General features: G+C 30.0%; 12 protein-coding genes. 3 read left to right on the top strand and 9 right to left on the bottom strand.

Features of this window, described 5'->3' with window-relative positions; all coding sequences use genetic code 11:
* Positions 1–111: 111 nt before the first annotated feature.
* Complete coding sequence (locus tag WY13_RS20235) at positions 112–720, bottom strand: NUDIX hydrolase (protein WP_063557345.1); 609 nt, start codon at positions 718–720, stop codon at positions 112–114.
* Positions 721–857: 137 nt separating this feature from the next.
* Here WY13_RS20235 and WY13_RS20230 point away from each other — a divergent pair, with 137 nt between their 5' ends.
* Positions 858–2,099 carry a D-alanyl-D-alanine carboxypeptidase family protein gene (locus WY13_RS20230; protein ID WP_063557344.1) on the top strand — a complete coding sequence of 414 codons (1,242 nt, stop codon included), beginning with the start codon at positions 858–860 and terminating at the stop codon, positions 2,097–2,099.
* A gap of 114 nt (positions 2,100–2,213) precedes the next feature.
* Here WY13_RS20230 and gap read toward each other — a convergent pair whose 3' ends face one another.
* Positions 2,214–3,269: a type I glyceraldehyde-3-phosphate dehydrogenase gene (gene gap, locus WY13_RS20225; RefSeq protein WP_063557343.1), complete on the bottom strand. Its 1,056-nt coding sequence runs from the start codon at positions 3,267–3,269 to the stop codon at positions 2,214–2,216.
* A gap of 360 nt (positions 3,270–3,629) precedes the next feature.
* Here gap and gltX point away from each other — a divergent pair, with 360 nt between their 5' ends.
* Positions 3,630–5,072 carry a glutamate--tRNA ligase gene (gene gltX / locus WY13_RS20220; protein WP_063557342.1) on the top strand — a complete coding sequence of 481 codons (1,443 nt, stop codon included), beginning with the start codon at positions 3,630–3,632 and terminating at the stop codon, positions 5,070–5,072.
* A gap of 11 nt (positions 5,073–5,083) precedes the next feature.
* On the opposite strand, the gene WY13_RS20215 is transcribed toward gltX, so the two are convergent.
* Positions 5,084–6,016: a hypothetical protein gene (locus WY13_RS20215; RefSeq protein WP_063557341.1), complete on the bottom strand. Its 933-nt coding sequence runs from the start codon at positions 6,014–6,016 to the stop codon at positions 5,084–5,086.
* A gap of 135 nt (positions 6,017–6,151) precedes the next feature.
* The gene (gene purB, locus WY13_RS20210) at positions 6,152–7,582 is read right to left on the bottom strand and encodes an adenylosuccinate lyase (protein ID WP_063557340.1); all 1,431 of its coding nucleotides are present in this window, start codon (positions 7,580–7,582) and stop codon (positions 6,152–6,154) included.
* A gap of 247 nt (positions 7,583–7,829) precedes the next feature.
* Here purB and WY13_RS20205 point away from each other — a divergent pair, with 247 nt between their 5' ends.
* On the top strand, positions 7,830–8,045 hold the full coding sequence (locus WY13_RS20205; RefSeq protein WP_023163138.1) for a DUF378 domain-containing protein: 216 nt from the start codon (positions 7,830–7,832) through the stop codon (positions 8,043–8,045).
* 42 nt (positions 8,046–8,087) lie between these two features.
* On the opposite strand, the gene WY13_RS20200 is transcribed toward WY13_RS20205, so the two are convergent.
* The 5 genes from WY13_RS20200 to WY13_RS20180 all read right to left on the bottom strand — a co-directional run bounded on the left by WY13_RS20200 (position 8,088) and on the right by WY13_RS20180 (position 12,271).
* On the bottom strand, positions 8,088–8,348 hold the full coding sequence (locus WY13_RS20200) for an HPr family phosphocarrier protein (protein ID WP_013238000.1): 261 nt from the start codon (positions 8,346–8,348) through the stop codon (positions 8,088–8,090).
* A 124-nt stretch (positions 8,349–8,472) separates the two neighbouring features.
* Positions 8,473–9,666, bottom strand: a complete 1,194-nt coding sequence (locus WY13_RS20195) for a pyridoxal phosphate-dependent aminotransferase (protein WP_063557339.1) — start codon at positions 9,664–9,666, stop codon at positions 8,473–8,475.
* Positions 9,667–9,737: 71 nt separating this feature from the next.
* Positions 9,738–10,094, bottom strand: a complete 357-nt coding sequence (locus WY13_RS20190) for an EamA family transporter (protein WP_063557338.1) — start codon at positions 10,092–10,094, stop codon at positions 9,738–9,740.
* A complete protein-coding gene (locus WY13_RS20185) occupies positions 10,091–11,392 on the bottom strand; it encodes a hypothetical protein (protein ID WP_063557337.1) in 1,302 nt (433 codons plus the stop codon). The genes WY13_RS20190 and WY13_RS20185 overlap by 4 nt, the downstream gene beginning before the upstream one ends.
* Positions 11,393–11,410: 18 nt before the next feature.
* Positions 11,411–12,271 carry a decaprenyl-phosphate phosphoribosyltransferase gene (locus tag WY13_RS20180; protein ID WP_063557336.1) on the bottom strand — a complete coding sequence of 287 codons (861 nt, stop codon included), beginning with the start codon at positions 12,269–12,271 and terminating at the stop codon, positions 11,411–11,413.
* Positions 12,272–12,388 lie beyond the last annotated feature (117 nt).

Genomic DNA, 12,388 nt, shown 5'->3' with positions numbered 1-12,388 from the left:
AAGAGTTTTACTCTCAGCTCTAATTTTTGTTGTATCTCTAATTACACCCCTTACGGGGTTGCCATCAGGCTTTAGTGGAAATCGGCAGGGTTTAATCGGAATTATCAAGGGTTATTTGGTGGATACAATTATATCCGTAAATTTCTTTATTATTAGTGCCGTAAATCCCCATATAATATAATCTTTATATATATAAAAATATGATGGCATTTTCCCTCTCCTAAATTTGTAGTTTTCTCCACCTATTATGAGATTATAGGGAAAGTCATCTTTCGGGTGTGGAACTATCTCAATTTCATGTATCACAGGCTCTTTATCCATAAAAAAATTTAGAGGCACCATAAATACATGATCTACTTCCTCCTTACTTGGACTTATATCTTCCCTATTTAGCTTGCATACAAAAGGATACATTATAAAATTATAGGGAGTGACAATGTAATCCATATCTCCTATAAATTCTATATCCTCCCTATTTAAATTCAACTCTTCCATAGTCTCTCTAATAGCTGTATCTTTTGGAGTCTCTCCCTTCTCCATTTTTCCTCCAGGCAAACATACATCCCCAGGCTGATGTTTTAAATTTAAAGACCTTACTTCAAATAATAAATTTAATTCTCCATCTCTGCTGCATAAGGGAATCATCACTGAATTTTTATTATAATGTCCAATCATATTTGCTTTTCTAGATTTAAATATATCATTTATTTTATCTATCATTGTTTACCTCCTAAAATCAAATAATCCTCAATTGTAAAATGAATTTTATAATGTTATACTTTAAAATGTCATGATTAATTATATAATGTTTTTAATAAAACATATACATAAATATTAAATAAGTGGAGTGATGTACTTTGAAATGTAAAAATACTAGTTTATTACTTACATTTATTTTCATATTTTGTTTATCTTTTAATGTTCTTGCTGATAATTCAACTGCTCTACCTGAAATATATGGTAAAGCAGCCATAACAGTGGACATGCAGACAAATGAAATAATATATGAAAAAAATGCAGATATTAAAATGTACCCTGCCAGCACTACAAAACTTTTAACAGCTATTCTTCTTGAAAAAAATAAAAAGCCAGGGGATATGCTAACATACACAGCTGATGCTAAAGCTCAACCACCGTCCTCTTTAAATAGAGATCTACACGCAATAGAGGTAGGTGATACCATGTCTGCTGAAGATGTAATGGATGGGCTTTTAATGTATTCTGCCAATGACTTAGCATACGTCGTAGCAGAAAATGTATCTAAGGATGCCCCTACATTTTCTGACAAGATGAATGAAGAAGTAAAAAAACTAAATTTAAAAAATACTCACTTTGTAACACCAAATGGTCTCCATAATCCAAATCACTATACTACACCCTACGATATGAGTGTTATAGCAAGACAAGCCTTTAAAATTCCACGTATACAAAAGGCTATGGAAAGGCCTGCAAATACTATAAAAACTACAAAAGGACTTGCTTTTCCTATCAAAAACACAAATAAACTTTTAGGCAAAGATGGCTGCATTGCAGGTAAAACTGGATATACCGATCCAGCTGGAAGATGTCTAGTTGCAATTTATGACAGGAATGGAAGGAAAATGGTAGGAGTCGTAATGGGCTCAGTTTATGATCCTGCTGACAGTTATGTATTTAATGATATGGAAAAAATAATAAATTGGAGTTATTCAAAACAACCCATTGTTTTACATAAAAAGGATTCTATAATAGGAAGAAAAGAAGTTAGTTACAATCCTATTTCTTTTATAGGTATTAAAAAAAGCTTAGAAGTACCTATTAAAATTAAAGATGATGTAACATATTATGATAATGATTTAAATAAAAAAGACTTGAAAGAAACGATAAACATCAAAAATACTTCTGTGGAAGCTCTAAAAGGTGAAGTTCCCCTGGGAACACTTACTGTAAGCCAACGTGAACTCTCCAAGAATTATAATATTTATTCAGATCTACCAAAACAAGCCTTAGACAAAAATGTTATTTCCTTTTACGCTGCAATTTTTATACTGCTATTGATATTTATTTTTATACTAGCATGTATAAAGATAAGGCATAATAAAAGGCGTCGTTATTTATAATAGTTTGTACGAAAAACTAGTCAAGCTAATTTGAGATAAAAAATTGTTCCCATGAAATTTCATAGGAACAATTTTTTTATTGGATTTCATCTGTAGGAAAGTTTGATTGATATTTTAAACTCCTTCTGCAACCATATCAATAGGTTTTTCACTAGATTTCTCCATCTTACCTGCAATATAATTTGCCAAGTCTACAGTTCTACAGGAATAAGCCCATTCATTATCATACCAAGATACTACTTTAATCATATTATCCTTTAACACCATAGTTGAAAGACCGTCTACTATAGAAGACCTATCGTCTCCCTTATAATCTATAGACACCAGTGGTTCTTCAGAATATCCCAGTATTCCTCTCATAGATCCCTCAGAAGCTCTCTTAAAAGCTTCATTCACCTCTTCTACTGTAACAGACTTTGAAAGTTCACAAACCAAGTCTGTAATTGAAACTGTAGGTGTAGGTATTCTAAGTGCAAAACCACTTAATTTTCCTTTCAAATTAGGCAATACTTTTGCCACTGCCTTAGCTGCTCCAGTAGTAGTTGGAATTATAGATTCTCCTGCAGCTCTAGCTCTTCTCAAATCCTTGTGAGTTTTATCAAGCAATTGTTGGTCATTTGTATAAGAGTGAACTGTAGTCATAAGTCCTCTTATAATTCCAAAATTATTATCTAATACTTTAGCAAAAGGTGCTAAACAGTTAGTTGTACAGGATGCATTTGAAATAATATTATGAGACTCAACATCAAATTTTTCTTGATTTACCCCCATAACTATAGTTATATCTTCATCTTTTGCAGGAGCCGTAATTATAACTTTTTTTGCTCCAGCTTTTATATGCTTGTATGCACTTTCTCTATCTTTAAACTTCCCTGTGGATTCTATAACTATATCTACATCCAATTTACCCCAAGGTAAATTTTCAGGATCATTTTCTCTAAACACTTTTATTTTAGAACCATTTACAATAATTGAATCTTCTGCTGCCTTTACATTTCCATTAAATCTTCCGTAGCAGGAGTCGTATTTTAGAAGATGTGCTAAAGTTTCGTTATCTGCTCTCGCGTTAATTGCTACAATCTCAATATTTTCTTTCAATTTTTCTTGGGCAATTCTCAAAACCAACCTTCCTATTCTTCCAAAACCATTAATTCCAACTTTTATGGACATTATCTTTTCCCCCTATAAAAAATTTATGTACTTTTATTTTATTATTAAATAACATTTATCTTTATATTTTAAAATATATGCTGTATAAATAATATATGTGCTATATTATTTATATCAATAGACATCATATATGTCAAATTTATTTTCACGCCCATTTATTATGATATACTTATTTTCCTTTCATATATTAATATTATCTACATTTAATATCCATTTTCTCTATTTTACAAATAAGTTCATAATAAACCCGCTTGACACAAAATCTCTATTATTATATTATTTAAGGGTAGTAGAAAACTTACAACCTTTCGTCTAAAATAGATGAAAGGTTTTTACTTTAAAATAATGGGAGTGAAAAAAATGGCTAAAGTTAGAACGAGATTTGCGCCAAGTCCAACAGGATATATGCATGTTGGGAACTTAAGAACTGCGCTGTATACATACTTAATTGCAAAACATGCAGGTGGGGATTTCATACTCCGAATTGAAGATACAGATCAGGAAAGGTTTGTAGAAGGCGCTCTAGATATAATTTATGATACTTTAAAAACTACAGGTCTTAAACATGATGAGGGACCTGATATAGGAGGTCCTGTTGGTCCTTACGTACAAAGTCAGAGAACTGATGTTTACCTAAAATATGCAAAAGAACTTATAGAAAAAGGGGAAGCGTACTATTGTTTCTGTACAAAGGAAAGACTAGATTCACTCAGAAATAATTCAGATACTTATAAATATGATAAACACTGCCTACACCTCTCAAAAGAAGAAATAGAAAAAAATTTAGCATCGGGAATTCCCTATGTTATAAGACAAAACAATCCTGAGGTAGGTGTTACTTCATTTAACGATGAAATTTACGGTAACATATCTGTGGACAATTCTGAATTAGACGACATGATACTTATAAAATCAGATGGATATCCTACTTATAATTTTGCAAACGTAATAGACGATCATCTTATGGGAATAACTCATGTAGTAAGAGGAAGCGAGTATCTGTCTTCTGCTCCTAAATACAATAGATTATATGAAGCTTTCGGATGGGAAATTCCAATATACGTTCACTGTCCCCCTATAATGAAAGATGAACACAATAAACTCAGTAAAAGAAACGGTGATGCATCTTTTGAGGACTTGATAGAAAAAGGCTATTTAAAGGAAGCTGTGCTTAATTATATAGCACTTTTAGGATGGAATCCAAGGAGTGAACAGGAAATCTTTAATTTAGAGGAACTTGTAAAAGAATTTGACTATAGAAATATCAATAAATCACCTGCTATATTTGATAATGTAAAACTCAAATGGATGAACGGTGAATATATAAAGAAGCTGCCTTTAGAAGACTTCAATTCTCTTGCCCTTCCTTATTATAAGAAAGTAATTTCAAAGGACTTAGATTTTTTAAAGATAAGTAGTTTACTTCAGACAAGAGTTGAAGTATTGAGTGAAATACCAGACTTCCTAGATTTCTTTGAGGAACTCCCTGAATACACTGAAGACCTATATGTGCACAAAAGAATGAAATCAAATTTGGAAAGCTCACTTACAGTACTTGAAAAAATTCTTCCAAAGTTTAAGGAACTATCACCCTGGACTTTTGAAAATATAGAAAAATGCTGCATGGACTTAATATCAGAAATGAGCGTTAAAAATGGAGTAGTACTATGGCCTGTACGAATTGGCCTTTCTGGTAAAAAATCTACCCCTGGTGGCGCTTTTGAAATAGCTGATATTATTGGCAAAGAAGAATCTATAAAGAGAACAGAAATTGGTATTGAAAAGTTAAAAAATGCTCAATAATAAAAACGTACCTATACTTTAGGTACGTTTTTATTATCAATTTTTTGCTCTGATGTCCCCTGTGCTTTCTTTAATTCTTTTACAAATAGTATATTGTAAAATGTTACCATTGTATTATTATCTACTATTACAAATCCTTTACCCACATTTGTAACAGTTTTATTTTTTAAATGCTTAAAGCTTTCTCCACCCTTTGTACAAATCTCTATAGCTTTTCCCTTTAAAGAACTAAAATACTCTCTCATAGTTTTTTCAAGGGGACAGCTAATTTTATAGTTGTCTTCCTCCGATAGCTTTTCTATAGATGACAGTTTAGTAGAATACAATCCTACTATATTTTTTATAGGTACTACAATATAAGAATCCCCACCATTAAATCTAACAAGTTCCCCATCTGAATGCACTACATTTACCTGTTTAAAAATATCACTTGTATCATTTTTAACATACAAGTCTAATTTTTCACTGCCCAATTTATTTAGCAAACCCATTACTCCTGAATTACAGTTTAAAAGACACTTATTTTTAAACATTATAGTACCATCTTTTTTAATTTCTCCATTCAGCTTTTTCAAATTTTTTTCTTTTCTATGGGAACTATGTTTTTTTGATAATTCCTTTTTATTATTCTCCTTCTTTTCCTCTGACTTATCTTTTTCCTCTTTCTTCTCTTTTACATCTTTATCTTTCGTATCAGTTTTCTCAGCAATTTTTTTAGTCTTATCTTCTGATTCACTTTTTAATAGATCTTTATTTTTTTCTATAATATTTTTCTGTATAAAATCAAATATTTCTTTATTGTCAGCATATTCCTGCTCATAGTACTCTTTTTCATTATCAGAATTAGCATACATCTTATTATATTTTTGTATTCTTTTCATATACTTTGGAACCATATATAAAGCTAATTGCATTAAATCATCTGCATTATTTCTTCTGGACAATTTAAAACACCTCCATAACTAAGGCTATAGGGTAATCCTATAGTATTAGAATATGAAGGCTTTAATTTAAGTTGCAGATTTAATTTTTATTTTTACATATTTATTCTATAACTTAAGGCATTTGAAAGAAAATACCTAAACATCTATTTCAGCTTCTTCTCCTAAAATATCCTTGCTTTTATCAAGAAGAGGTTTTATTTGCTGCTGGATAAAGTCAACTACCTGGCCAGGTGCCCTACCTATAAACTTCTTAGAATCCACTAGTGAAAGTATCTCTTCTTCACTCATCTTAAAGAAAGAATCTCCTATTATTCTTTCCAATAAGTCGTTCTTCTTTCCTTCAACTTTTACCATTTTAGCTGCTTCCATAGAATGAACCCTGATTCTCTCATGAAGTTCCTGTCTGTCTCCACCTTTTTTAACAGCTTCCATTATTATGTTTTCTGTAGCCATAAAAGGAAGTTCAGAAGCCACATGAGATTCAATTACCTTGGGATAAACTACCATATTTTCTGATACATTCATATATAAGTTTAGCACTCCATCAAGAGCTAGAAAGGCTTCTGGTATAGATATTCTCTTATTTGCTGAATCATCAAGGGTTCTTTCAAACCATTGGGTTGAAGCCGTTATAGCAGGATTTAAAGCTGTTACTATTATATACCTTGCAAGAGAACCTATTCTCTCACATCTCATAGGATTTCGCTTGTATGCCATAGCAGAAGATCCTATTTGATTTTTTTCAAAAGGCTCCTCCATCTCTTTCATATTCTGCAATATTCTTAAATCATTGCTGAACTTATATGCACTTTGGGCAATTTCTGATAGGGTATTTAATATTATGGAATCAAGTTTTCTAGTATAAGTCTGTCCTGTAACCATAAACTCCTTTTCAAATCCCATTTTCTTAGTTACCATTGTATCTAATCTTTTTACTTTTTCTTCATCTCCATTAAAAAGTTCCATAAAGCTAGCTTGAGTTCCAGTAGTTCCCTTTACACCTCTAAATCTCATATTTTGTATGACAAATTCTATATTTTCAATATCTAAATAAAGGTCTTGAAGCCATAAAGTTGCCCTTTTTCCTACTGTAGTAAGCTGTGCAGGTTGAAGATGAGTAAACCCCAAAGTTGGCATATCTTTATATTTTAAAGCAAACTTAGTAAGATAGCTTATTACATTTATAACTTTTCTCTTTATTATATGAAGGGCTTCTCTCATAATTATAAGGTCGGTATTATCCCCCACATAACAGCTAGTTGCACCTAAATGTATTATTCCCTTAGCTTTCGGGCATTGTAGTCCATAAGCATATACATGGCTCATTACATCATGTCTTACTTCCTTTTCTCTTTTTTTTGCATCTTCATAATTTATATTTTCCATATTAGCTTTCAGCTCATCTATTTGCTCAGAAGTTATATTAAGTCCAAGCTCCTTTTCACACTCTGCAAGAGCTACCCAAAGTTTTCTCCAAGTTTTAAATTTCTTTTCATCAGAAAATATATAGCTCATCTCTTTAGATGCATATCTTGTGTTTAAAGGAGTTGTATATGTGTCTCTCATTTTAAAAATACCTCCGTACGTATGTAATATAATTCTTTTTATTATTCATATTATAACATATATTTTTGCTATATTACACGTTTATATTCACTAAAATAATAGATCGAACAAATTTTGTCCAATAAATAAAGTGTACAAACTGTTCTATTTTATTATATAGTTAATATACTTTAATTAAGAACTAATAAAAAAGAAAGAGGTGAACTTTATTGGGCTTGGGTAAATTTACCCACCTAGTAAACAAAATATGTATAAACTTAGTATCATAGATAAAGTTTCTTTAATTTTAGTAGTTATCGGGGCCATAAACTGGGGACTCATAGGTTTATTAGATTTTAACATAGTGGAGATTTTATTTGGTGACCCTGTTAATTTAATTGGAAGAATACTATATATACTTATAGGAACTGCAGGAATAGATATGATTATACTATTTTTTAAAGCCAAAAAAAGCTATAAATAAATATAAGACCTATACTTTTATATAGGTCTTATATTTATTATCTTACTCTTCTAGTGAGTTTATTAATTTAATAATCTCTTCTACTGCTAGTGATTCATCATTACCTGATGCAGTAATTTTAACTTTAGAATCTTTTGTTACTCCTAATGAAAGAACTCCAATTAAACTCTTTATGTTAGCTTTTTTTCCATCAAATTCTATGGATAAATCTGATTTAAATGAAGAAGCTTTTTTTACTAATAGAGTTGCAGGTCTTGCATGTAATCCTGTGGAACTTTTAACTATAACTTCTTTAGAAATCATTTAATTCACCTCTATGCTTTAATATTATATACCACAATGTGACAAATCTTTCCCTACTTATTATACCATTGTTTGTTTACGTTTCAATACAATTTTTTTGTTCTATGACAAAAACTGCCATATGCTATTTTAATTGAGATATAAACTTATCTATCCTATCCATTCCATTTTGTATATTTTCCATGGATGTAGCATAGGATAATCTTATGTATCCATCTAGTCCAAAACCCAGACCCGGAATTACTGCTACTTTTTCTTTCTCCAATAATTTCTGTGAAAATTCTAAAGAATTATTTATTACTACACCATCTATAGTTTTACCAAGAAGATTTGATATGTTTAACATTACATAAAAAGCTCCTTCTGGATTCAAGCAAGAAACATTTTTCATTTTATCTATTTTACTTACCATACAATCTCTTCTATTTTTAAACTCACTTACCATACTTTTAATCTGAGTATCTTTTCCATTTAAAGCAGCCACAGCTGCATATTGTGCTATAGAATTAGGGTTTCCAGTAGTATGGCTCTGTACATTAGACATTACCTTAATTATATTCTTATTTGCTGCAGCATAGCCTATTCTCCACCCTGTCATGGCATATGTTTTTGAAACTCCATTTATAACTATTGTTCTGTTGTAAGCATCTTCTGACAAACTTGCTATGCTTATATGTCCATTAGTACCATATATTAATTTTTCATATATTTCATCAGATAAAATGAACAAATCCTTTTCCTTTGCAAAATTAGCTATTATTTCAAGTTCTTCTTTTGAATAAATAGTTCCCGTTGGATTATTAGGACTATTTAATAAAATCATTTTAGTATTTTTAGTATACGCTTTTTCTAAAGTTTCTAAAGTATACTTAAATCCATCTTCTTCTTTTGTATCTGCAAATACAGGCACACCATCTGAGAGTTTAACTAGTTCGGGATAGCTTACCCAATATGGTGTAGGTATTATAACCTCATCTCCAGGGTTCAATGTAGCTAAAAATGTATTTGAAAGACACTGTTTTGCCCCTGTAGATATTATAATCTGATTTGTATTATAGCTCAGTTCATTATCTTTTTTAAATTTTTTAACAATAGCCTCTTTCAGCTCTGAAATACCAGATGCTGGAGTATATTTTGTGCACCCTTTTTTCATAGACTCTATTGCAGCTTCCTGAATATTTTCTGGTGTATTAAAATCAGGTTCTCCTGCTCCAAAACCTATTACATCAATTCCCTCTGATTTCATTCTTTTAGCTTCAGCTGTTATAGCTAAAGTTATAGACGGTTGAATTTTTTCAGCTTTTTTTGACAATATCATTTTCATTCCTCCATTACAATTTAATTTACAACATTCTTTATTTATAATAAGATAAGTCAGAGTTTTTTATTCTAACTTCTTGAAACAAGTATCACCCCAAGCATTATAAAAGCTACTCCTAATATTCTTATAAAAGATACGTTTTCCTTAAACATAAAATAAGAAAACACCATAGTTATTATATATCCTAAACTAACCATAGGATAAGCGTAACTTAATTCTACCCTACTCAGAACCTTTATCCATAGTAAAAAACTTAATCCATAGGATACAATTCCTAGCATAACGGGCAAGTTTTTTAATATGCTTAAAATACTTGGGATTAAATATTTTATAGTAAAGTTTAAATTAAGATTTACTGCCCCATACTTTACAAGTACCTGTCCAATGGCTCCCAAAAAAACCGATATTAATATCAATACAATCATGCCCTTATCCCCTTAACTTTCAATAATAAATGCAATAAATATTTTAAAGAAAAATAACAGCAATAAACAGCTATAAATATTTCTGGGAAAGAATATCTCCCTTGCCCTTCTGTTACAAAATAAACAGAGGTAAACATAAAAAATAACATTATTAAATAAAGTTTAAATTTATCTAATTCATCACTTCTGCCTTTAAATATACTATAAAGTGTCCTTAATGAATATAACAAAACATATATAATAGTGGATAAAAACACAATTAACCTTACAATATTATCAATTACAAACAAAGTGTGAATATAGCTCTTATTAACCCCACTACCGTAAGTACTATACGTTACATCATCACTCCAAAAATATGTATTAAGCAATCTTTTAAATCCCAATTTTATAAAATCAACAGGATGGCTTTTTATCCATTTTTTTGCAGCATCACTCAACATCTTATTTTGCTCTGTTCTATTTGCCTTTTTATATTCAGGTTTATTTACAATAGAATCTTCCACATCTGCTGCAGGCATCCATCTTCCCAAATGATTTTGTGAGTTATTATTTATATAAAGTACTATTCCACCATTATTAGATACAAAAGTACGTTGTCCCATTAATTTTGTGTTTCTATATATCCAAGGAGAAATAACAATTATACTCATTATAAGAACAATAAGAGAATTTTTCAAAGCCCGAATCAACTTTTTATGCTTTATTACATCTACTAAAAATATAGCAAAGAAAAATACTATAAAAAAAGGCTTCACTATTGTATTAAGTCCTGTAAGTATTCCTATAAAAAAATACTTAAGTCTCAAATCGCTAAAATAAAGACAAGTGACCGCAAGCATTATACTTGTAAAAATAAGTTCTGTACCTAAAATACTGTTAAAAAGTATGTTATTAGGGAACAATACAAATAATCCAAATATTATTTTCCTATCTATCTCTTTTAAGTTCACCTTAGATAAGATAAACTTAAAACACAAGTAATTTATAAAAGTAATACACAAATTAAATATTTTAGCCGTTAATACACTAGTTCCAAATAGTTTAAATATTCCTCCTAAAACTATAGGATATCCTACAGAAGTATATGTATCTCCCCAAGGAAGACCTCTTGATATTTCCTTTGCCAAATTATAATAGTAATCAAAATCTGAAAATGGCTTAGCATTCACAAAAATCACCCACAATATGGATAGGACCATACCTAAAGCCATCATAATACAATAATACCCATTGTTATTATTGTATGTATCATTTTTTGATTGGTAGTAATTGTATTCAAAAACATTAGATTTCATTTAAAACTGGTTTCCCTTCTATAATTTAAAGTATATTATAACTATAACAACTATAATCCATGCTAATATATCCACAAGAAAAGGTATGTCTTTTTGAAATACATCCTCTGGTTTTCCACCTATGTTCTCCTTATCCATTAGATATTCGTATCTAAGTATGCCATACAACACAAAGGGTATGGTAAACATCATAGTTCTACTTTGTGTGGAACTAAAAGTATACAGGCAATAAGCCATAAGTACAGATGGGTTCACTATAGTTAACATTTTATCAATATTCTCAATTGAATATTTCTCTAATATCTTTCTAGAAGAACTTCTCTTGTCCTTTAAAGTTACAATCTCACTTTTTCTTTTGTTTAAACCTAAAAACAGTGCTAGAAGTATCGTACATAAAAACAACCAGGGTGAAACCTGAACCCCTGTAGCTATACTTCCACTTTCAACTCTTAATACAAATCCAAAAGCAATAGTCATAACATCTATTATAACTAAATTTTTAAGTTTAAAGGAATAGAATATATTCACTATAATATACAACAAAAAAATAAGTAAAATTTCTATATTTAGAAATATATAAGTAAGGCATATTACTAAAATAAGTAATACTATATCTAAGGTGATAGCTTTATTTTTAGATACACGGCCACTTGCAATAGGTCTATTCTTCTTATCAGGATGACACTTGTCCTTTTCAACATCTACAATATCATTTAATACATAAATAGTAGAAGATGTCATACAAAATAAAATAAAGGTTAATATATTATTCTCTAATACACTAGTGTGTAAAAAATTTCCTGAAAAAATAATTGCAGCGAAAACAAAAAAATTTTTACTCCACTGCTTAGGTCTCATTAGTTCAATTATTGCTCCCATAACTTTCCTCCCTAGCTGTATATATGTTAAAGTTGAATTATGCGTCTTTTTACATTTTAACATAGTCTATATTATAGTCAATATGTCATTTTAATCGTAATATAATAAAGGACTTGG

It is taken from the genome of Clostridium ljungdahlii, from assembly GCF_001636845.1.
Lineage (GTDB): Bacteria > Bacillota > Clostridia > Clostridiales > Clostridiaceae > Clostridium_B > Clostridium_B ljungdahlii_A.
This window is presented reverse-complemented; position numbering and strand designations above follow the sequence as displayed.